The organism is Brachybacterium vulturis (genome assembly GCF_043641765.1).
Classification (GTDB): domain Bacteria; phylum Actinomycetota; class Actinomycetes; order Actinomycetales; family Dermabacteraceae; genus Brachybacterium; species Brachybacterium vulturis_A.
In genome coordinates this window covers 223,672-243,951 of the sequence record NZ_JBHZRO010000001.1, presented here as the reverse complement: position 1 = coordinate 243,951, position 20,280 = coordinate 223,672, and the positions used below count along the sequence as shown (strand labels likewise).

Annotated in this window: 17 protein-coding genes and 1 tRNA gene; 13 read left to right on the top strand and 5 right to left on the bottom strand. The window is 71.0% G+C overall.

The genetic code is table 11. The annotated features are described in order from the left end of the window. Nucleotides 1–14 precede the first annotated feature (14 nt). From ACHUEU_RS01110 to ACHUEU_RS01060, 11 genes are all read left to right on the top strand, one after another. Complete coding sequence (locus tag ACHUEU_RS01110; RefSeq protein WP_394214034.1) at nucleotides 15–878, top strand: PTS sugar transporter subunit IIA; 864 nt, start codon at nucleotides 15–17, stop codon at nucleotides 876–878. 39 nt (nucleotides 879–917) lie between these two features. After that, nucleotides 918–2,486 carry a PTS ascorbate transporter subunit IIC gene (locus tag ACHUEU_RS01105; RefSeq protein ID WP_394214033.1) on the top strand — a complete coding sequence of 523 codons (1,569 nt, stop codon included), beginning with the start codon at nucleotides 918–920 and terminating at the stop codon, nucleotides 2,484–2,486. A 238-nt stretch (nucleotides 2,487–2,724) separates the two neighbouring features. After that, entirely contained in the window at nucleotides 2,725–4,365 is a 1,641-nt protein-coding gene (locus ACHUEU_RS01100; RefSeq protein ID WP_394214032.1) for a sodium-dependent transporter, read from the top strand. Between the two features lie 116 nt (nucleotides 4,366–4,481). Continuing rightward, a complete protein-coding gene (locus tag ACHUEU_RS01095; RefSeq protein WP_394214031.1) occupies nucleotides 4,482–4,589 on the top strand; it encodes a methionine/alanine import family NSS transporter small subunit in 108 nt (35 codons plus the stop codon). Between the two features lie 336 nt (nucleotides 4,590–4,925). Continuing rightward, on the top strand, nucleotides 4,926–6,074 hold the full coding sequence (locus tag ACHUEU_RS01090; protein WP_394214029.1) for an endonuclease domain-containing protein: 1,149 nt from the start codon (nucleotides 4,926–4,928) through the stop codon (nucleotides 6,072–6,074). A gap of 223 nt (nucleotides 6,075–6,297) precedes the next feature. Next, a tRNA-Ser gene (locus ACHUEU_RS01085) sits at nucleotides 6,298–6,382 on the top strand. Nucleotides 6,383–7,030: 648 nt separating this feature from the next. Then, complete coding sequence (locus ACHUEU_RS01080) at nucleotides 7,031–7,990, top strand: neutral zinc metallopeptidase (protein ID WP_394214028.1); 960 nt, start codon at nucleotides 7,031–7,033, stop codon at nucleotides 7,988–7,990. A gap of 164 nt (nucleotides 7,991–8,154) precedes the next feature. After that, the gene (locus tag ACHUEU_RS01075; protein ID WP_394214027.1) at nucleotides 8,155–8,649 is read left to right on the top strand and encodes an OsmC family protein; all 495 of its coding nucleotides are present in this window, start codon (nucleotides 8,155–8,157) and stop codon (nucleotides 8,647–8,649) included. Between the two features lie 54 nt (nucleotides 8,650–8,703). Next, complete coding sequence (locus ACHUEU_RS01070; protein ID WP_394214026.1) at nucleotides 8,704–9,435, top strand: methionine ABC transporter ATP-binding protein; 732 nt, start codon at nucleotides 8,704–8,706, stop codon at nucleotides 9,433–9,435. Beyond that, nucleotides 9,432–10,109 (top strand): methionine ABC transporter permease, encoded by a 678-nt coding sequence (locus ACHUEU_RS01065; RefSeq protein ID WP_394214025.1) that lies wholly within the window; start codon nucleotides 9,432–9,434, stop codon nucleotides 10,107–10,109. Before ACHUEU_RS01070 ends, ACHUEU_RS01065 begins: the two co-directional genes overlap by 4 nt. Before the next feature lie 26 nt (nucleotides 10,110–10,135). Continuing rightward, on the top strand, nucleotides 10,136–10,957 hold the full coding sequence (locus tag ACHUEU_RS01060; protein ID WP_394214024.1) for a MetQ/NlpA family ABC transporter substrate-binding protein: 822 nt from the start codon (nucleotides 10,136–10,138) through the stop codon (nucleotides 10,955–10,957). 88 nt (nucleotides 10,958–11,045) lie between these two features. Here the strand turns inward: ACHUEU_RS01060 and ACHUEU_RS01055 are convergent, their stop codons facing one another. The 4 genes from ACHUEU_RS01055 to ACHUEU_RS01040 form a co-directional block, all read right to left on the bottom strand. Beyond that, nucleotides 11,046–11,837 carry an ABC transporter ATP-binding protein gene (locus ACHUEU_RS01055; RefSeq protein ID WP_394214023.1) on the bottom strand — a complete coding sequence of 264 codons (792 nt, stop codon included), beginning with the start codon at nucleotides 11,835–11,837 and terminating at the stop codon, nucleotides 11,046–11,048. Beyond that, nucleotides 11,837–12,811, bottom strand: coding sequence for an ABC transporter permease (locus ACHUEU_RS01050; RefSeq protein WP_394214022.1), 975 nt, complete (start codon nucleotides 12,809–12,811; stop codon nucleotides 11,837–11,839). Before ACHUEU_RS01050 ends, ACHUEU_RS01055 begins: the two co-directional genes overlap by 1 nt. Nucleotides 12,812–12,820: 9 nt before the next feature. After that, nucleotides 12,821–13,825, bottom strand: coding sequence for an ABC transporter substrate-binding protein (locus tag ACHUEU_RS01045; protein ID WP_394214021.1), 1,005 nt, complete (start codon nucleotides 13,823–13,825; stop codon nucleotides 12,821–12,823). A gap of 333 nt (nucleotides 13,826–14,158) precedes the next feature. After that, entirely contained in the window at nucleotides 14,159–16,234 is a 2,076-nt protein-coding gene (locus tag ACHUEU_RS01040) for a S9 family peptidase (RefSeq protein WP_394214020.1), read from the bottom strand. Between the two features lie 239 nt (nucleotides 16,235–16,473). Between ACHUEU_RS01040 and ACHUEU_RS01035 the strand changes: the two genes are divergently transcribed. Further along, the gene (locus ACHUEU_RS01035; protein WP_394214019.1) at nucleotides 16,474–17,631 is read left to right on the top strand and encodes an LLM class flavin-dependent oxidoreductase; all 1,158 of its coding nucleotides are present in this window, start codon (nucleotides 16,474–16,476) and stop codon (nucleotides 17,629–17,631) included. Between the two features lie 169 nt (nucleotides 17,632–17,800). Beyond that, nucleotides 17,801–18,493, top strand: a complete 693-nt coding sequence (locus ACHUEU_RS01030) for a CE1759 family FMN reductase (RefSeq protein ID WP_394214018.1) — start codon at nucleotides 17,801–17,803, stop codon at nucleotides 18,491–18,493. 82 nt (nucleotides 18,494–18,575) lie between these two features. Here the strand turns inward: ACHUEU_RS01030 and ACHUEU_RS01025 are convergent, their stop codons facing one another. Further along, entirely contained in the window at nucleotides 18,576–20,003 is a 1,428-nt protein-coding gene (locus ACHUEU_RS01025; RefSeq protein ID WP_394214017.1) for a sulfatase family protein, read from the bottom strand. Nucleotides 20,004–20,280: the final 277 nt, after the last annotated feature.

Below are 20,280 nucleotides of genomic sequence, written 5' to 3'. Positions count from 1 at the left end.
TCGGAAGAGACCCCATGTCACAGCTCAGCGATCTGCTCGACCCCTCCGCCATCCTCCTGGACGCCTCCGCGCAGGACTGGCGCGCAGCGATCCGTCTCTCCGGCGATCTGCTGGTCTCCACCGATGCCACCGGCAGCGACTACACCGAGGCGATGATCCGCACCGTCGAGGAGCACGGACCGTACATCGTCATCACCCCGGGCTTCGCCCTCGCGCACTCGCGGCCCGACGACTCCGTGCACCGCACGGCTCTGTCCTTCGTCCGGCTGGCCGCGCCGATCCCCTTCGGCCATCCGGCGAACGACCCGGTATCCCTGGTGATGGCGCTCGCCGCCGCCGATACGTCGGCCCATCAGGCGGCGCTCGCCGCCCTGGCCGGCGTGCTCGCCGATCCGGAGGGCCGCCGTGCACTGGACACGGCCACGACATCGGCCGAGGTGCTCACCGCCCTCGGCGCGGACTCCCCCGCGGCCGAGACCACGAGCTCCGCTGCCACCCCGTCGGCTGCGGCCGCCGTGCCCGCGGACCCCACCGCCTCGGCCGCTCCCGAGGGCCGGGGGTCCGCGGTCGTGGACCCGGACGCCGTCCCCTCCAAGCACCTCATCCTCACCGTGTGCGGGAACGGTCTGGGCACCAGCCTGTTCCTCAAGAACACCGCGGAGCAGGTCCTGGACCGCTGGGGCTGGTCGTCCTATCTCGACATCCAGGCGACCGACACCATCTCCGCCAAGGGCCGGGCCACCGACTCGGACGTCATCCTCACCTCAGGCGCCATCGCCGAGACCCTCGGCGATGTCGGCGTCCCGGTCGAGGTGATCGAGAACTTCACCTCGCAGTCCGAGATCGACGCCGCGCTGCGCCGCGTCTACGCCGTCTGAGCGGCTCCCTCTCTTCTCCTCACCTCACGGAGCATCACCATGAACGTCCTCGTCGCGATCGCTGAGTTCCTCGTCAACGAGTTCCTCAGCGTCCCCGCCTATCTCATCGGCCTGATCACTGCGATCGGCCTCATCGCCCTGCGCAAGTCCGTCGGCCAGGTGGTCGGCGGCGCCCTCAAGGCCGTCCTCGGCTTCCTCCTCATCGGCGCCGGCGCCACACTCGTGGTCGCCTCCCTCGCGCCGCTGGGCATCATGATCCAGGGCGCCCTCGGCGCCCAGGGCGTCGTCCCCACCAACGAGGCCATCGTCGGCATCGCCCAGGAGGAGTTCGGCGCCCAGGTCGCATGGCTGATGATCCTCGGTTTCATCGTGGCGATCCTGCTGGCCCGCTTCACCCCGCTGCGCTACGTCTTCCTCACCGGGCACCACCTGCTGTTCATGGCCACCCTGATCACCATGGTCATGGCCTCCGCCGGGATGCCCACGGTCGTGGTCGTGGTCCTCGGCGCCATGCTGCTCGGGATCCTGATGGTGGCCCTGCCGGCCTTCGCCCAACCCTGGACACGTCGCATCACCGGCGACGACTCGATCGCGATCGGGCACTTCGGCACCGCCGGGTACATCGCCGCGGGCACCGTCGGGCGGGTCGTGGACCCCAAGGGCAGAAGCCGCTCCACCGAGGACCTCAAGGTTCCCGAATCCCTGCGATTCCTGCGTGACTCGATGGTCGCCACCGCCCTGTCGATGGTCCTCATGTACCTCGTGGTCGCCGTCGTGTACTTGCTGCGGGCCGGGCAGGCCACCGCGTTCGAGGCTTTCGAGGGCGGGGCGAGCAACATCGGGAACTACCTCATGCAGTCCGTGACCCAGGGCCTGCAGTTCGGCATCGCCGTCGCCGTGATCCTGTTCGGCGTCCGCACGATCCTCGGCGAGCTGGTGCCCGCCTTCCAGGGCATCGCGGCCAAGGTGGTGCCCGGCGCGATCCCGGCGCTCGACGCTCCGATCGTCTTCCCCTACGCCCAGAACGCCGTGCTCATCGGCTTCCTGGCCAGCTTCACCGGCGGGCTCGTCGGGCTGCTGGTGCTCGGGGCATGGCTCGGTCCGGTGCTGGGCCTCGCCCTCATCCTGCCGGGTCTGGTGCCGCACTTCTTCACCGGCGGCGCGGCGGGCGTCTACGGCAACGCCACCGGCGGCCGACGCGGCGCCGTCGCCGGCGGCTTCGTCAACGGCCTGCTGGTGACCTTCCTGCCCGCACTGCTGCTGAAGGTGCTGGGCTCCTTCGGGTCCGCGAACACGACCTTCGGCGACACCGACTTCGGCTGGTTCGGCATCCTGATCGGCTACTCGGCCCGCACCGGGGTGCTGCCCGGCATCCTGCTGCTGATCGTGGTCGGCGCCGTGATCCTCGGCAGTGCCATCCTCATGCAGCGCCGGCTCGTCGACACCGGCTGGGATCCGTCCCCTGCTCGTGCGACCGTCGGCGGCTCCGCCGCAGGGCACGGCGACACCTCGACGACGGGACAGCCCATCCTCGCCGCTGCTCGGAGTTACCCGCGGGTGGCTCCCCCGGCGGGCGCACCGACGCCTCCGCCGCCGCCCACCGACTGACCCCACCAGGTCGTGGACGAGGCCTGCGGCAAGAAGGCCTGACCGGTACCATCCCTTCCACAGTGCCCTGCGGCGATCCCGCACCGGCACATCCTGTGCGGACCGCCCACCCCGCGGTTCCCGGTCGCCCCCGGCGACCGCTAAGGACGCCGTCCTCGCGGCGTCCCTTCCCCGGGCCGTCACCGTCGTCGGCCCCTCCTCGCGCCGTCCCCGCGGCGCAGTTCCCCGGAGGCTCTCCATGAGTGCAACGTCCCCATCCGCCGGCACCACCGACCGTCGCGCAGATCGTGGCGCGTTCGCCGGCCGGACCACCTTCATCTTCGCGGCCATCGGTTCCGCCGTCGGGCTCGGCAACATCTGGCGCTTCCCCGCGGTCGCCTACGAGAACGGTGGCGGCGCGTTCATCCTGCCGTACCTGATCGCCCTGCTGACCGCCGGCATCCCCCTGCTGTTCCTCGACTACGCGATCGGCCACCGCTGGCGCGGCTCCGCGCCCGTCGCCTGGCGCCGCTTCCGCCGCTGGACCGAGTTCATCGGCTGGTGGCAGGTGCTCATCGCCCTGGTCATCGCCCTCTACTACGCGCTGATCCTGGCCTGGGCCACGAACTACACGATCTTCTCCGTCGACCAGCGCTGGGGTGAGGACGCCGGAGCCTTCTTCGGCGAGTACACCCAGGCGCTCGGCGGGGCGGACGCCACCGTCGTCTTCGACTTCGTGCCGGCCGTGCTGATCTCGATGATCGTGGTGTGGCTCGCGGTGATCGTGGTGATGGCCCTGGGTGTGCAGCGGGGCATCGCCGCCGCCTCGGCCATCTTCATCCCGCTGCTGATCGTCATGTTCATCATCCTGGTGGTGCGCTCGCTGTTCCTGCCCGGCGCGATCGACGGTCTGGATGCCTTCTTCACGCCGAACTGGGCCGCGCTGACGGATCCGGGGGTGTGGATCGCGGCGTACGGCCAGATCTTCTTCTCGCTGTCCGTGGCCTTCGGCATCATGCTCACCTACTCCTCGTACCTGAAGAAGAAGACCGACCTCACCGGCTCCGGCCTGGTGGTGGGCTTCGCGAACTCGGGCTTCGAGATCCTCGCCGGCATCGGCGTGTTCTCGGCGCTGGGCTTCATGGCGCAGGCCCAGGGCGTCGCCATCGACGAGGTCGTCACCTCCGGTGTCGGCCTCGCGTTCATCGCCTTCCCGACCATCATCAGCGAGGCCCCCGCGGGCGCCATCATCGGGGTGCTGTTCTTCGGCTCGCTGGTGCTGGCCGGCTTCACCTCGATGGTCTCGATCGTCGAGGTGGTCATCTCCGCGGTCCAGGACAAGTTCGGTCTGGCCCGGGTGCCGGCGACCCTGGCTGTCAGCATCCCGATGGGCGTGGTCTCCACCCTGCTGTTCTCCACCACGATGGGGCTCCCGCTGCTGGACGTCATGGACAAGTGGGCCAACGAGTACGGGATCGTCGCCGCCGCGGCGGTGTCCACGATCGTCGTCTCCTATGTGGTGCGGGGCCTGCCCACCCTGCGCGACCACCTCAATCACCGGGGGACCTTCCCCATCGGGAAGATCTGGATGCTGTGCGTCGCGGTGATCGCACCGCTGGTGCTCGGCGTGTCCTTGGTCCTCAGCACCATCGAACTGGTCACCTCCGAGACCACCTACAGCGAGTACCCCGGCTGGTTCAACCTGGTGTTCGGCTGGCTGATGGCGATCGGCCTGGTGGTCGTCGCGATCGGGCTGTCACTGATCCCGTGGTCACGCAGCTCGAACCTGTTCAAGGCGGACTCCGACGGCGACCCGATCGCCCCGGAGGCCGTGGCCGGCAAGGGCCTGGTCTCCACGCCCGAGGCGAAGTCCCCGCACGAGCTGCGTTCGGCGCCGTGACCGCGTGACGGGGGGCGGCCGCGTCCTGCACATCGGCCGGCCCCGTCCCGCACCTTCGGCTCCCGAGCCCCAGCCCCCGCACAGTCCCCCTGTCCCTTCAGCCACCAGGAGCAGCCATGTCCACCTCCGCCATCATCATGATGATCGTTGCGATCGTGACCGTCTGGGGCGGCCTCGCCGCCGCCATCACCAACCTCTCCCGCCACCCCGAGGCCGACGACTGACCCGCCCGCGCCGGGCCGGGTCCCGCCGGGTCCCGCCGGGTCCCGCCGCGCGGGGCCGGGTCCCGCCGGGCCGCGCCGGGTCCCGTGCAGATGCGCGCTGGTGACTCATGTTCATCCATGACATGAGTCGCCAGCGCGCATCTGTGGTCCAGTAGCTCGCGTGGTCCCGGAGCCCGCGTGGAGCGAGCCGTGGGACCGGGGATCCGCCGCGTGGAGAGCTCGGCGCCGGACGCGGTCGCACTCGGCACGAGATCGACCTCTCCTCCCCAGCGCACACTCCTCCACTGCGCCGCCTCCACCGCCCCCCGGCGCCCTGCGGTTCTGCAGACTCCCCCTATGCGAGCGATCCCACTCCCGAAGGGCGTCATCCTGCATCGTGACCAGTGGCGCGAGCTGGGAGTCTCATCGCGGCGGCTCGCCGGTGACGAGTTCGTCCGCCTCTTCCCCGGACTGCACATGCCGCGGCATTCCCCGGCCGATCTCGACGCCATGTGTCGCGCACTGCAGCAGGTCGTCGTCCCGGGTGCCGTGCTCAGCCACACCACCGCCGCGGTCCTCTACGGGATCCCGGTGCCGCATGCTGCGGACGGCCGGATCGGGATGCTCCTGTCCCGACGCGACCCGCACACCGGTCGCCGCACGGTGTCCCTGCGCAGGCGCCGCGACGACCCGTCGGCGGGACCTCGCTCCGAGACCGACCTCGAGCAGCTCGGCGACGCCGAGGTCACGCTCTGCATCCCCCGCCTGCACTGCCGGGTGCCTCCGGGGACTCGACTGAGCGCGGGTCCGCACGTGAGCGTCCATCGCATGCATCCCGGCAGGACACGGCGGGTTCACGGCCTCTGCCTGTCCTCACCCGGTGAAATGCTCCTCGAGCTGGCGCAGCATCTGGAACATGATGAGGTGGTCATCGCGCTCGATCACGTGCTCGGCCCGCAGGAGAGCTTCGGACCTCTCCGCCGTCCGATGCTGCGTGATCGGCTCGCGCCCTACGAGGGGCGACGGGGGTACCGCAGCCTGCTCCGCGCCCTCGGGGACGCCCGGGACGCCGTCGAATCACCCGGGGAGACCCGTACCCGGCTGCTCCTGCTCCGGGCAGGATTCCCGGAGCCGACGCCGAATCTCCCGGTGCGGGATCCCGATTCCGGGGAGATCCGGCGTCTGGACATCGCCTACCCGGAGCTGAAGATCGCCATCGAGTACGACGGCGACATCCACCGGAGCCGCAACGCCTGGCGCCAGGACCAGGCGCGACAGGACTCCCTGGAGTCGGTCGGCTGGACATTCCGCAGGCTCACGATGACGGATATCCGCGAACCGGCCCGCTTCCTGGACGCCCTGCGGCGCAGCGTCGTCGCGGCCGGGGCACCCGCACCGCCCGCAACCGCCTGGGCCGGCCCTGCAGCGCGCATGCTGGGCCGCCCTCGGCCCCGGCCCGAACCCGTACCGCGCCCGCGCCGGCAGCCCGGGACCCGTGACCGGTGACCGGTGCAGAGCCTGTGCCGCCGGGCGAGCCGGGTGCAGATGCCCTCTGACGACTCATCCGAGCGCCCACGATGAGTCGTCAGAGGGCATCTGCAGGGACCGGGGCGGGCTGAGGGCGCGCAGGCGCGACACCACCCCGATCCGTACCGAGTGTGACCTGTGCCGTCCCGGTTCGCACCACCCCGGAGCGTCCGGTACGCTGATGCCTGCTCTTACGAGCGCTGGAGGATTCGCCTAGCGGCCTATGGCGCACGCCTGGAACGCGTGTTGGGTTAACGCCCTCGGGGGTTCAAATCCCCCATCCTCCGCCCTGAAAATGGCCCCTGACCTGCGATATCATTCGCACGTCGGGGGCCATTCGCGTATCTGACACCCTCACTGCTCGAGGACTCGTGACCGCATCGGGACCCCCGCACTGAGGGCATCCACGCCCGTCAGCGCGGTGCGGGGCAGCGGGCGCCGACAGCCCGGGCGGCGATCCCCGCGGCGATCGGCGCGAACCGCCTCCATCGGTGCGGCCTGCACGGATATCCTGCCCGCAGCAGCGGACCGACGAGCGCGAGGGGGAGCTGATGTCGAGCTCAGGATGGGGCGGCCCGGGCACGGCACCGCAGAGCGAACCATGGCAGAACGGGGCCCCACACGACGGGCAACCCAGCCAGCCTCAGCAGAACGGCCCCCCGCAGCAGGGCCGATACCCCTCCCCAGGCGAGCAGCCCCCGTCGGGCGGCGCGGCCGGGCCGAGCTATGGCGCTCCCCCGGCGCCCGGCGACGGTGCACCCGGCGGCCCGCAGGGACCCGGCGGTCCCGGCAGCGCGCAGGGTCCCGGCCGCCCGCAGGGACCCGGCGGTCCCGGCAGCGCGCAGGGTCCCGGCCGCCCGCAGGGACCCGGGGGCTTCGGTCAGCAGCCGCAGCGCAAGCGTCCGTGGATCCTGCTCGGTGTCGCACTGACCTGTGTGCTGGCACTGCTCCTGGTGGTCGGCGGCGGGATCACGTATCTCGTTCTCCGCCAGGGCGATGACACCGCGATCGCCACGGCCACCCCCGCCGACAGCGCCTCCACCCCCACGGACCCGGAGTCGCCGAGCGAGGCGGCGACGACCCCCCAGGGGGAGATGACGCCCACGGAGGAGACCGGCGGCTTCCAGGTGGCCTCTCCGATCGATCCGCCGACCGGCACCGTCGACGAGCTGTGGGCGGTGCTCGAGGACAACCCCCTCACCCAGGGCTCGCTGCCCGCGCTGGCGGAATGCGAACTGCCGGCGACGCCGGTCGAGCCCAGCGTCGAGGAGCTCCAGGCGGTGCTCGATGCGGCCTCGAGCTGCCTGAACCAGCTGTGGGCGACGGCCAGCTCGGACCGCGGCCTGCCGTGGGTGAGTCCGACGGTCGTGGTCTACACACATCCCGAGGTGCCCGCAGCCGCCGCCTGCGACACGCACTTCGAGGCGGGCTTCCCCAGGATGTGCAACCTCGACTCGACGATCTACTGGCCCGCGGGCTACGGGACCGGCCCGGAACTCAGCGATCCGGCGAACGTCCCCGGCGCCTACCTGTGGGACCTCGCATACGTCTACACGAACCCGGTGGGCTGGAACAGCTCGGTGGCCTTCTACTACATGGCCATGCGCGAGCAGCTCGAGACCACCGACGAGGAGCGCTACATCGAGGCCTGGCGGCGCGACAGTCTGCAGGACCAGTGCCTGGCCGCAGCCATGTCGATGCAGGTGCCCACTGCGGCGGAGCCGTCTGCGGCGCTGCGCGAGGCTCTGACCGATCCGTCCCGCTGGTCGGAGGGCGACCCTCCGACCACCATTCGGTCCGAGATCAGAGTGCACTGGATCGAGCGAGGTCTCGAGTCCGGCGGTGACCTCTCCGCCTGCAACACCTGGGCCGCGGATCTCGACCAGGTGACGTGACCGCGGCGCCCCGGAGGCGCTGCGGTGGTGGGTCCGCGGATCTCCCTCCCCGCGCGGGGTGCAGCGTTGGGGAGGGTCGGCACCGCACCTCCGCCGTCGGCAGCGCCCACTGCGCCGCTCCGGCACTCCGCTCCGCCACCAGGACCGCGGCGTAGCCTGTCAGGATGACGAATCCCCCCGCTCCCGATCCCTCCCTGCGGGATGCCGGCACCGCGCTGTACACCGCTCGCGTCGAGAACCGCGGCGGCACCTCGGGCCGGGTGCTGGTGCGCGATGCCGGCTCCGTCGAGCTGGGCTCCCCGGAGCCCGGGGCGAGCGCGGAGACCATTCTGCCGACGGGCGGCCCCCGGCCCACCGCGAGCGGTTTCAACCCCGAGCAGTTCCTGGCGATGGCCTGGAGCACCTGCCTGGGAGAGACGCTGCGGGTGGTGCTCGCCGAGCACGGCCTGGACCGGGAGAGCTCGGTGGACGTCGAGGTGGAGCTGCACCGCGACCCGGCGGGCGGTTTCCGCTTCGTCCCCCGCGCCCTGGTGCACATCGACTCCCTGGGCCCGGACCGGGCCCGGGAGCTGGCCGCGGCGGCGCATGCGCGCTGCCCCGTCTCCAAGCTGCTGGACGGGCAGGTCGCGGCCGAGGTGCAGCTGGTGGTTGAACACTGACCGTGATACAGGACATAGCCCCCTGACCAGCGCGCTCGGTACGCTTGCACGACGATGATCGAGCTGAGCCACGTCACCAGGAGTTTCCCTCAGGGGCGCTCCGCAGTGACGGCGCTGGAGGACATCACCCTGACCATCGGGGACCGCGAGATCTTCGGGATCGTGGGCGAGTCCGGCGCGGGGAAGTCGACGCTGCTGCGGCTGATCAACCACCTCGAGGCCCCCACCTCCGGGACCGTGCGGGTGGACGGCGAGGACCTCGGCGCCCTGTCCCCGCGCGCACTGCGGGTGCGCCGGCGCGACATCGGCATGGTGTTCCAGCAGTTCAACCTGCTGGGCAATGCGACCGTCCTGGACAACGTGGCCCGCCCGCTGCGCCTGCAGCGCCGCCGCGAACCGGACACCGTGACCCGGATGCTCGAGTTCGTGAAGATGGCGGACCACCGCCACAAGCACCCCAGCCAGCTCTCCGGCGGGGAGAAGCAGCGGGTGGCGATCGCCCGGGCGCTGGTGACGCGGCCGAAGATCCTGCTGTGCGACGAGCCCACCTCGTCCCTGGACTCCGGCACCACCGAGGAGGTGATGGGGATCCTGCGCGATGTGCGCGACCGCTTCGGCACCACGATCGTGCTGGTCAGCCACGAGCTGGAGGTCATCAAGTCCTCCTGCGACCGGGCCGCCGTGCTCTCCCGGGGCCGGCTGGCCGCCCTCACGGAGGTCTCGCCCCCACCGCCCCGCGAGCGCTTCGACTCCTATGCCGCGCGGGCCCGGGAGTTCCTGGCATGAGCGCCCTGCTGGCCCGCCTCACCGAATACCGCGGCGAGATCCTGATCTCGATCCTCGAGACCGGGATCATGATGGTCAACTCCCTGCTGGCCGCACTGCTCGTCGGCCTGCCGATCGGCACCCTGCTCTATCTGGCACGGCCCGGCGGGCCCTACCCGCGACCGATGCTGCACCGGGCGCTGAACGTGTACGTGAACGTGGTGCGCTCGGTGCCCTTCCTGCTGTTCGTGGTGGCGCTGATCCCTTTCACCCGCGCTCTGGTGGGCACCTCCTTCGGGACCACCGCCGCCTCTGTGCCGCTAGCCTTCGTGGCCGCCGCGCTGTACGCCCGCTTCTCGGAGCAGACCCTGCTGGACGTGCCCGAGCAGACCATCGAGCTGGCCCGTTCCCTGGGGGCCGGGCCGCTGCAGCTGATCGGCCTGTTCCTCTACCCCGAGGCGCGCTCCGGCCTGGTGCTGAGCCTGACCACGGTGACGATCTCGATGGTCAGCTACTCCACCATCATGGGCGTGGTCGGCGGCGGCGGCGTGGGTGACTTCGCGATCCGGTACGGCTACCAGACCTACGAGTACGACCTCATGTACACGATGATCCTGCTCATGATCGTGGCCGTGATGCTGATCCAGGGAGCGGGCACCCTGACTGCCCGCCTCATCGACAAGCGGGCGCGCTGAGCGCCCCTGACCAGGAACGAGACCCCATGAAACGACGCACCTTCGCCCTGACCGCCCTCACCGGGACCACCACGCTCGCCCTCGCCGCCTGCGGAGCCGGCGGCACCGGCGACGGCGGCGAGGACACCGTCATCAAGGTCGCCTCCCACCTGCCGCCGATGACCGACGTGGTCACCCTCGCCGGCGAGGTCGCCGCGGAGGAGGGATTCACCGTCGAGCTGGTGCAGGTCACCGACAACGTGCAGTACAACCGGCTGCTGGCCGACGGCGAGGTCGACGCGAACTTCGCCCAGCACGAGCCGTACATGCAGGCGTTCAACGAGGCCCACGACGCGAACCTGGTGGTGCTGGAGGGGATCTACGACGCGAAGGTCGGCTTCTACTCCAAGGCGTACGCCGACGTCGAGCAGATCCCCGAGGGTGCGAAGGCCGCGATCCCCAATGATCTGACCAACCAGGGCCGCGCGCTCGCGATCCTCCATCATGCGGGCGTGATCACGCTGCCCGAGGACGCCGGCTTCGAGGGCAGGATCAGCGAGATCGTGGACAACCCCCTGTCCCTCGAGTTCGTCGAGGTGGACCTGCTGAACCTGCCCTCGGCCTACGACGAGGAGGGGATCGCGCTGGTCTACAGCTACCCCTCCTACATCAAGAAGGTGGGACTGACCCCGGCCGACGCGGTCCTCCTCGAGGAGCTCGTGGACCAGCGCTTCACGATCTCGCTGGTGGCCCGCGAGGACAACCAGGACTCCGAGCAGATCCAGGTGCTGCGCCGGGCGATGACCAGCGACACCGTGCGCAGTTTCCTCGAGACCGAGCACAGCGCCACCCTGCTGCCCGCCTTCTGAGCGGAGATCACGCACCGCCCTCCCCCCGACCACCGTCGGCGCGCAGGAGCTCGTCGCCGTGGTGATCGGTGCGCCGGGTCACCGCTCGTCAGCTCAGCAGCGTGTCGTCGCCCAGGGTCGCGCCCTTGGTCTTCGCGAATTCGTCGAGGAGGTCCTTGACGGTGCGCCCCTTCTTCTCGTCCTCCGTGAGGTCGAGGATGATCCGGCCCTCGTGCATCATGATCAGCCGGTTCCCGACCCGCAGGGCCTGCTCCATGTTGTGGGTGACCATCAGGGTGGTCAACTGCTTCTCGGTCACCACCTGCTCGGTCAGCCGCGTGACCAGCTCCGCCCGCTGAGGATCCAGTGCGGCGGTGTGCTCGTCCAGCAGCAGGATCGAGGGCTGCGAGAAGGTGGCCATGAGCAGGCTGAGGGCCTGCCGCTGCCCGCCGGACAGCAGGCCCACCTTCGCCGTGAGCCGATCCTCGAGCCCGAGCTCCAGGGCGGCGAGCTCCTTCGCGAACCGCCGCTTCTTCGCACGGGTCACGCCGGTGGCGAGCCATCGGCCCGCCCCCCGCTTGTCGGCGATGGCCATGTTCTCCTGGATGGACAGATGCGGGGCCGTGCCCGCCATCGGGTCCTGGAACACGCGCCCCACGAACGAGGCCCGCTGGTGGTCCTGGAGCCGGGTGACGTTCCGGCCGGCGATGGTCACGGCGCCGTCATCGGGCTGCAGGTCCCCGGAGACGATGTTCAACAAGGTCGACTTCCCGGCCCCGTTGGACCCGATCACCGTGACGAAGTCGCCCTGCTCCAGATGCAGGTCCACGCCGTTGAGGGCGCGCCGCTCGTTGGGGGTGCCGGGGAAGAAGGTCTTGTCCACGGAGGAGACGGTCAGCATCAGCGCACCCCGTTCTCGGTCGTCGGGGTCGCGCTCGGCGCGGTGGCCGGGGAGGCGAGGGCGGGGGCGCCGGGCGTCTCCTCAGCGGCGTCCGGGGCGCCCATGGCCGCCTTCCTCCGGCGCCGGCGTCGGAAGATGCGCGATTGCGGAACGATCAGGGCGGCCACGACCAGGACGGCGGAGATCAGCTTCATGTCATTGGGGTCGAGGCCCGCCTCGAGGGCGATCTGGATCGCCACCCGATAGAGCACGGACCCGACGACCACGGCCAGTGCGGCGATCAGGATGGTGCGCTGGCCGAGGATCGCCTGGCCGATGATCACCGAGGCGAGGCCGGCGAGGATGAGGCCGATGCCCATGCCGATGTCGGCGAAGCCCTGGTACTGCGCGATCACCGCACCGCCCACGCCGACCATCCCGTTGGACAGGGCCAGACCCAGGATCTTCTGGTTGTCGGTGTTGACGCCGAAGGAGCGGATCATCTTCTCGTTGTCGCCGGTGGCCTGCATCGCCAGCCCGATGTCGGTGTGCAGGAACCACACCAGGATCAGGGCCAGGACGACGGACAGCAGGCCGAACGCGGCGAGCCCGAGCGGGCCGCCCAGGACGCCGGCCTCCCGCAGCGGGGTGATCGCGGTCTCCTCCCCCAGCAGCGGGACGTTGGCTCGGCCCATGATCCGCAGGTTGATCGAGTACAGCCCGATCTGGGTCAGGATGCCGGCCAGCAGGCCGTTGATGTTGCCCTTCGTGGTCAGCAGACCCGTGATCACCCCGGCCAGGAAGCCGGCCACGAAGGCCATCGCGATCGCGAGGATCGGGTTGATCCCGTTGATGATCGAGATCGCGGCGACCGCCGCCCCGGTGGTGAACGATCCGTCCACGGTGAGGTCAGGGAAGTCGAGGATGCGGAAGGTGAGGTAGACCCCCAGCGCCATGATGGCGTAGATGAGGCCGAGTTCGACGGCGATCGTCATGGCGGCTCCCTACTCGGCGCCGTCGCCCACGACGGTGTCGGCCTCGTCCAGCATCGCCTGCGGGATCTCCACGCCCATCTTCTCGGCCGCGGCCGGGTTCACGTACAGCTCCGGCGTGGTCTGGGTCTCGACGGCCATGGTGGCCGGGTCGGCGCCCTCGGAGAGGATCCGCACGGCCATGTCGGCGGTCTGGGCACCCAGCTCGCGGTAGTTGATCCCGTAGGTGGCCACGGCGCCGCGCTCCACCGAGGCGCCGTCGGCGGCGATCACCGGGATCTGCTTCTCCTGGCCGACGCGGATGACCGACTCCAGCGCCGAGACCACGGCGTTGTCCGTGGGGACGTAGATCGCGTCGACCTCGAGCGAGTTGGCCGCCTGCTGGACCTCGGAGGAGTTCGAGACCGTCGCCTCCTGGATCTCGATCCCCATCTCCGCGGCGGCCTCCTGGGCCCAGTCGACCTGGACCTGGGAGTTGACCTCGCCCGAGGAGTAGACGATGCCGACCGTCTCGGCGTCGGGCGCCAGCTCCGTGATCAGCTGCAGCTGCTCGCGGACCGGGTTGGCGTCGGACGTGCCGGTGACGTTGCCCCCGGGCGCCTCATTCGACTCGACCAGCTTGGCCGACACCGGGTCCGTGACGGCGGTGAACAGGACCGGTGTCTCCGGGATGGACTGCGCCAAGGTCTGCGCGGACGGCGTGGCGATGGCCAGCAGCAGGTCGTGGTCGGAGCTGGCGAAGGTGCCGGCGATGGTGTTCGCGGTGGCCTGGTCGCCCTGGGCGTTCTGCACGTCGAAGGTCACGTCCAGCCCGGAGTCTTCGAGGCCGGCGACGAATCCCTCGCGGGCGGCATCCAGGGAGGGGTGGGTGACGTACTGCGAGATGCCGATGGAGTACGACTCCTCGGCGTTCTCGTCGCCGCCCGTGGACCCTCCGCAGCCGGCCAGAGCGAGCGCGGAGACGGCCAGTGCCGCTCCGGCGCGCACGGCGGCGCGGGCTGTGTTGCTACGAATCATGGTGGTGGTCCTTTCCATGCCATGGGCCCCGGCAGATCGGCGCAGGTCGCGACGTGAGGTGATGACCGGGGAGGGCGCGAGCCCACAGTAGATGTGAGGGGCACCATAGTGCACCAGGATTCCGTTGTTTCCTGGAGGATCGGTGACGCATCGGCCGATTCCGAGGACATCTGTGTCCTCGGATGCGTGCGCGATGACGACGGAACGGCCACCGGGGCGGCCGCTGGAGCACCCGACGGGACGTTCGAGGGAACGGCCGACGGGACAGCAGATGATACCGCCCCGTCGGCCGTCCCCGGCGCGCCGTCCACCGGTGCGCGCTGCACCCCTCGCTCAGCCCAGCACTGCCGGCCGCTCCCACGCCCGGCCCCGCACATGCGTATCGAGGAAGCCCAGGAACGTCTCGTACCAGACCTGAGCGTTGCCGCGGCCGGTGATCCAGTGCCCCTCGTCGGGGAAGTACAGGTAACGGTGCTGCGTGCGGCCCTCGGCGTCGCGCGGGGTGGCCGAGAACTCGTGGAGGTCGTACCAGAGCGCGTGGCCCTGCGCGATCGGCACCCGATAGTCCTTGTCCCCGTGGATCACCAGCATCGGGGCGACGATCTCGGCCACGAAGTCCTTGGGGTTGTACCGCGCGTTCTGGCCGCGCATCGACCGCTCCCAGCCGGCGTTGTCGGTGGTGTGCCCCATCGACTCGGTGTCCCACAGGGAGGCGTGGGTGACGATGCAGCGGAAGCGGTCGCCGGTGTGCCCGGCCACCCAGTTCGCCATGTACCCGCCGTAGGACCCGCCCGCGAAGGCGGTGCGCTCGGAGTCGATGTCCGCCCGTGCGACCGTGACATCGGTCAGCGCCATGATGTCGGTGTACGGCGCACCGCCCAGCTGGTGCTGACCGCGGTCGATCATCGCCTGGCCGTAGCCGGTGGAGATCGCCGGGTCCGGCAGCAGCACCGCATAGCCGGCGGCCACGAAGGGCCCCGGGTTCCAGCGATAGGTCCAGGCGTTCCAGGAGCCCCAGGGCCCGCCGTGGGCGAAGACCACCAGCGGATGCGGCCCCTCCCCCTCGGGCAGGCGCAGCCAGGCCCGCAGGTCGGTGCCGTCCTCCGCGGTCGCGGCGACCTCGGTGAGCGTGCCGGGCAGGTCGACGGGGTCGGCCGGGTTCGGCAGCGTCTGGACGGCGCCGGTGGCGGGGTCGATGCGCACCGGGTGCGGGGCCACCGCGATCCCGGAGGCGACGGCGATGATGGCGCCGTTCGCGACGGAGGCCGAGGAGAAGGCCAGCTCCTGCTCGGGGCCGCCGGCCAGGCGGCGCGGCGCGGGCTCGTCGACGCCGCCGCTCCACACCGCGCCGCGGCCCTGCTCGTCGCTGGTCGCGACGAGGGTGGTGTCATCGAGCCAGACGGGATCGATCCAGTGGTCCAGCTCGGGCCACACCGGGCGGGACTCGCCGGTGGCGAGGTCGAGCAGCTCGGCGGAGGCGGTGAGGGAGGCGGTCTCGGTCCAGCTGCGGTACCGGCCGATCAGGGCACGGGTCCCGTCGGGGCTGAACTCGCCGGGGCCGAACTCGAGCTCCGCTGTGGCCTCGCGCAGCAGCCGCGGCGGCTGATCGCCGACGAGGTCCAGCAGGTAGAGGTCGGGCACGCCGACCAGGTCGTCGCGGGAGTCGACCATCGCCACCAGGGCGCGGGTGCCCTCGCGGTCCACGGTCCAGCTCTCCAGGCGTCCGGCGGGCATGGCCAGGTGGCGGAAGTGCAGCACCTGGGTGGGGGCGGCCTCGTCCTCCGCGCCCGCGGCCGCCGCGGCGGAACCGGCGGCGGCACCGGTGAGGTCCGCGGCGGGGGCGGCGGTGCGCTCCGCGGCGGCGAGGTCGTCGGGCAGGGCGGCGATCGCGAGCACGGGCCGGGTGGGGCCGAGGTCGTGATCCCAGTAGCGGGTGGGGAATCCGGCGTGGAGGGCGGCGGTGACCTTCGCGTCCTTGCGCTCCGCGCTCAGCACGCGGTGCTCGGCCTCGTCGGCGGCCTGGGAGTGCACCTCGAGCTCGACGACGAGGTGCCGGCCGGCCACTGCGAGGCCGCCGAAGCCGCCGGGGCGGGAGGCGAGCTCCCGCGCCTCGCCGCGCACGGGCAGCGCCCACAGCTGGGCATCCTCGCCCTCCTCGCCGTCCTCGTCCACGCGCTGGGCGGTGAAGCAGGTGGTGCCGTCCTCGGCGGCGGCGACCGCGCCGACCGAGGCGCTGCCCCGGGTGAGCGGGAGCAGCCGGTCGCCGTCGATCTCGACGAGTGCGCTGCGGTAGGCGGTGCCCTTCGCATCCGGGCCGGAGACCTTCGCGAGGATCCGGCCGCCCGCGGTGGTCTCCAGTGCGGCCAAGCGGGTCGCGTCCAGCAGGGTCTCGATGCTCTGTGAGGTCATGACATGCCATCCTGCCATCGGGACCACCGGCGCACGACCGATTCCGCGAGGCCGCCACGAGCCGCCGCGGGCGAGGACCCGCGCGCTGCGCAGCGTCCCGTCGGGCGACGCCGCTCACGTCGGGGTTGCCACCCACCCCAAAGTAGTTTAAAGTTGCACTAACTTCGGAGAGCAGGACGGGACCGACCGCTGGTGCCGCACCGCTCCCCGAGAGCAGCCCACGACCCGAGGAGCACGCCATGCAGTTCGGAATCTTCACCATCGCCGACATCACCCCGGACCCCACCACCGGCAAGGTCCCGACCGAGAACGAGCGCCTGCAGTCCATGGTCGAGCAGGGCAAGCTCGCCGAGCAGGTGGGCCTGGACGTGTTCGCGGTCGGCGAGCACCACAACCCGCCGTTCGTCACCTCCTCCCCCACCACCACGCTGGCCTACGTCGGCGCGCAGACGGAGAAGATCATCCTCTCCACCGCGACCACGCTGATCACCACCAACGACCCGGTGAAGATCGCCGAGGACTACGCGATGCTGCAGCACCTCACCGGGGGTCGCGTCGATCTCGTGATGGGCCGCGGCAACACCGGCCCGGTCTACCCCTGGTTCGGCCAGGACATCCGCAAGGGCGTCGAGATCGCGATCGAGAACTACGATCTGCTGCGCCGGCTGTGGAGCGAGGACGTCGTGGACTGGGAGGGCCAGTTCCGCACCCCGCTGCAGCAGTTCACCTCCACCCCGCGCCCGCTGGACGGCGTGGCCCCCTTCGTGTGGCACGGCTCGATCCGCTCCCCGCAGATCGCCGAGCAGGCCGCGTACTACGGCGACGGCTTCCTGCACAACAACATCTTCTGGCCCATGAGCCACACCAAGCAGATGGTCCAGCTGTACCGCGAGCGCTACGCGCACTACGGCCATGGCACGGCCGCCCAGGCGTACGTGGGCCTCGGCGGACAGGCGTTCATGCGCAAGAACTCCCAGGACGCCATCAACGAGTTCCGGCCCTACTTCGACAACGCCCCGGTCTACGGCGGCGGCCCCTCGATGGAGGACTTCACCGCCCAGACCCCGCTGACCGTCGGCTCCCCCGAGCAGGTCATCGAGCGCTACCTGTCCATGGCGGACAACGTCGGCGACTACCAGCGCCAGATGTTCCTCATGGACCATGCGGGCCTCCCGCAGAAGACGGTGCTCGAGCAGATCGAGATGCTGGGCACCGAGGTGGTCCCGGTGCTGCGTCGCGAGCTCGACGCCCGCCGTCCGGCCGACGTCCCCGACGGACCCACCCACGCCGCTCGGGTCGCCGACGCCGCGGCGAAGAACGGCGCCTTCGACGACGCCTACAAGTTCGAGACCGGCGACAACTGGACCGGTCTGCGCGCCGAGGACGCCCGGAACTGATCCCGGCCCGGCCGGGCGCGCCCCGGCCCCCTGACCCAGCGACTCTTGCTGGCCGGAGGACCGATGCGCGACCCGGAATCGGTCCTCCGGGGGACAAGACCTCGCGCGGCCCCGGATCGCTGCCCGCCCCCCTCGCCGCCCCGCTTCCCGCTCCTGAGAGGATCACCTCATGACCCGCTACCGCCTCCTGGCCCTCACCGCCGGACTCTCCACCCCCAGCTCCACCCGGATGCTCACCGATCAGCTCACCCGCGAGTCCGCGGCGGCGCTCGGGAAGGGCGGCGCCGAGGTCGAGGTGACCACGGTGGAGCTGCGCGAGTACGCCCATGACATCACCGATGCCCTGCTGACCCGCTTCCCCAGCGAGCGCCTTACGATGGTCATCGAGCAGATCCGCGCCGCGGATGCGGTCATCGCGGTCACCCCGGTCTTCAACGTCGGCCCCTCGGGCCTGTTCAAGATGTTCTTCGACGCGGTGGACATGGAGCTGTGGCGGAACAAGCCGCTGCTGCTGGGCGCGACCGCCGGCACGGCCCGGCATTCGCTCGCGATCGACTTCGCCATCCGCCCGATGTTCGGTTACCTCAAGTCCGAGGTGGTGTCCACCGCAGTCTTCGCGGCCTCCTCCGATTTCGGGGCCGACACCGAGGGCCAGGCCGACGGGACCCCGCAGATCGCGCGGGTGCGCCGGGCGGCCGCAGAGCTGACGACGATGCTCCGGGCGGGCGTCGTCGACGCCCCGGCCAACGACGCCTCCGAGGAGAGCTCCGGGGAATCGGCCACCACGGCCGCGCCCGCAGCGGGCCTGGATGCGGAGTTCACCGACTTCGTCCCGATGGGCACCCTGCTGGGTCGCGGCTGAGGGAACGGCGCGCGGTCTCCGCTCGCCCCGCTGCCGAGTCACGACAGCCCGGGACCGCCTGGTCCCGGGCCGCTGCTCATGCTCAGACGGCTGCGAGGCCCGCCCGCCACTGCTCGTGCAGCGCGGTCAGCGCGGCGACGACCTCCGGATGCGCTGCGGAGACGTCGGCCGCGGCGGATTCGCTGCCCGGCTCCGGATCCGCGCCCATCCGCACCAGGGTGAGGCCCTCGCCGATATCGGTGTGCTCGACGGCGAGCAGATGGTCCCGGTGCCCGGTGGTGGGATCCACGCCCCGCAGCTTCCACTCCGGGGTGCGCACTGCCCACTGGAACCCGGTGTCGAAGTGCAGCGCCTGGTGGCCGGCGCTGCGCTCCTCCCAGACCGGCCGCAGATCCGTGCCGTCGATCGGCGCGGACGCCGGGATCTCGGCTCCGGCGGCGGCGGCGAAGGTGGGCAGCAGATCCATCGCGGAGACCAGCGCCGCGGACCGCGCACCGGAGGGCACGGTGCCGGGCTGCGAGAGGATCATCGGCACCCGCACCCCGCCTTCGAAGAGGCTGTACTTGGTGCCGTCCAGCGGCGCGTTGTCACCGTAGTTGCAGGTGGAGCCGCCGTTGTCGGTGAGGTAGACGACCAGGGTGCGCTCCCTGCGCCCGGTGGCCTCGAGGTGGTCGAGCATCCGCCTGATCTCCCGGTCCATGATCTCGAGCTGGGCCAGGTAGTACTCGCGGCCGTTCTCGAGCCGCGGGGAGATCGCGCCGTCGTACCAGTCGAGGTAGTCCGTGGCCGCGGGATCGAAGTCGTCGTGATGCGGCAGGGCGCGGGCCGCGAGCTCGTCCTGTGGCAGCTGCCAGGCGAAGTTGTGCACCGCGTTGAAGGCGACCATGCAGAAGAACGGGTCCTGCGCCTCCTCGGCGCCCACGCCTTCGCCCTCCCCCATGAAGTCGAGCGCGCGATCGGTGAACTCGACGGTCAGATGCTCCTCGCAGTCCACCTCGCGACCGTTCTCGTACAGCGGGCTGACCCCGTGCGCGCCGGCGGCCTCGCCGTACTCCTGGACCGCCTCGCGGGAGTGGTGGAGGTAGTGCAGGCGGCCCATGCTGAGCCCGGCCAGGCCGTAGAGGCTCTGGTCGAAGCCGTGGTTCTCGGGGCACGCCCGGTCCCCCGGGCGCTCGGGCCCGTAGTGGACCTTCCCGAAGTAGCCGGTGCGGTACCCGGCCTCCCCCAGCACCTCGGGCATGACCTGCCGCGAGGCCGGAGGGAAGGCGGAGGTGTCGAACCACTCGGCGCCCCAGCGCTGCTGGTGCGCGCCGGCGATGAGGCCCGCCCGGGAGGGTGAGCAGACCGGTGCGGTGACGTAGCCCTGGTCGAAGACCGTCCCCTCGGCCGCGAGCCGGTCCAGCTGCGGGGTGCGGGCATCGGCGCTGCCGCGGGAGGAGCGGTCGGCGTAGCCGTGATCGTCGGAGATGATCAGCAGGATGTTCGGTCGATCCGGGATCGAGCTGGGCATGGCGGGGGTCTCCTCCTGCGGTGGCGGTCGCTCCGAGCGTAGCGACCGGGGACACCGAGTGCGTCCCCCAGGGGATCGTCGTCGCCGCCGCGCACCTCAAAACTCCTTGATTGCTGTCTTCCCTCGCTGTTTGACTCGGGGCAGGACGCCCCGCCCACGATTGGACGCTCGATGACGACATCTCCGCTGAGCCGCCGCGGATCCCTGGTCACCCCCGCCCGGCGGGGGAGCGCCGCCCTCCCGCACGACCTGGCGCGCCCGGGTCGTCCGGAGGGCG

What these genes read in the sequence shown, in the direction of transcription:
- ACHUEU_RS01050 (WP_394214022.1), bottom strand. Translation starts at nt 12,811, where the DNA reads ATGACGATCGCCGTCGAACTCGGCCTCATCTACGCCATCATGGCGCTG.
- ACHUEU_RS01070 (WP_394214026.1), top strand. Translation starts at nt 8,704, where the DNA reads ATGATCGAGCTGAGCCACGTCACCAGGAGTTTCCCTCAGGGGCGCTCC.
- ACHUEU_RS01045 (WP_394214021.1), bottom strand. Translation starts at nt 13,825, where the DNA reads ATGATTCGTAGCAACACAGCCCGCGCCGCCGTGCGCGCCGGAGCGGCA.
- ACHUEU_RS01105 (WP_394214033.1), top strand. Translation starts at nt 918, where the DNA reads ATGAACGTCCTCGTCGCGATCGCTGAGTTCCTCGTCAACGAGTTCCTC.
- ACHUEU_RS01060 (WP_394214024.1), top strand. Translation starts at nt 10,136, where the DNA reads ATGAAACGACGCACCTTCGCCCTGACCGCCCTCACCGGGACCACCACG.
- ACHUEU_RS01030 (WP_394214018.1), top strand. Translation starts at nt 17,801, where the DNA reads ATGACCCGCTACCGCCTCCTGGCCCTCACCGCCGGACTCTCCACCCCC.
- ACHUEU_RS01025 (WP_394214017.1), bottom strand. Translation starts at nt 20,003, where the DNA reads ATGCCCAGCTCGATCCCGGATCGACCGAACATCCTGCTGATCATCTCC.
- ACHUEU_RS01095 (WP_394214031.1), top strand. Translation starts at nt 4,482, where the DNA reads ATGTCCACCTCCGCCATCATCATGATGATCGTTGCGATCGTGACCGTC.
- ACHUEU_RS01035 (WP_394214019.1), top strand. Translation starts at nt 16,474, where the DNA reads ATGCAGTTCGGAATCTTCACCATCGCCGACATCACCCCGGACCCCACC.
- ACHUEU_RS01110 (WP_394214034.1), top strand. Translation starts at nt 15, where the DNA reads ATGTCACAGCTCAGCGATCTGCTCGACCCCTCCGCCATCCTCCTGGAC.
- ACHUEU_RS01100 (WP_394214032.1), top strand. Translation starts at nt 2,725, where the DNA reads ATGAGTGCAACGTCCCCATCCGCCGGCACCACCGACCGTCGCGCAGAT.
- ACHUEU_RS01075 (WP_394214027.1), top strand. Translation starts at nt 8,155, where the DNA reads ATGACGAATCCCCCCGCTCCCGATCCCTCCCTGCGGGATGCCGGCACC.
- ACHUEU_RS01040 (WP_394214020.1), bottom strand. Translation starts at nt 16,234, where the DNA reads ATGACCTCACAGAGCATCGAGACCCTGCTGGACGCGACCCGCTTGGCC.
- ACHUEU_RS01055 (WP_394214023.1), bottom strand. Translation starts at nt 11,837, where the DNA reads ATGCTGACCGTCTCCTCCGTGGACAAGACCTTCTTCCCCGGCACCCCC.
- ACHUEU_RS01065 (WP_394214025.1), top strand. Translation starts at nt 9,432, where the DNA reads ATGAGCGCCCTGCTGGCCCGCCTCACCGAATACCGCGGCGAGATCCTG.
- ACHUEU_RS01090 (WP_394214029.1), top strand. Translation starts at nt 4,926, where the DNA reads ATGCGAGCGATCCCACTCCCGAAGGGCGTCATCCTGCATCGTGACCAG.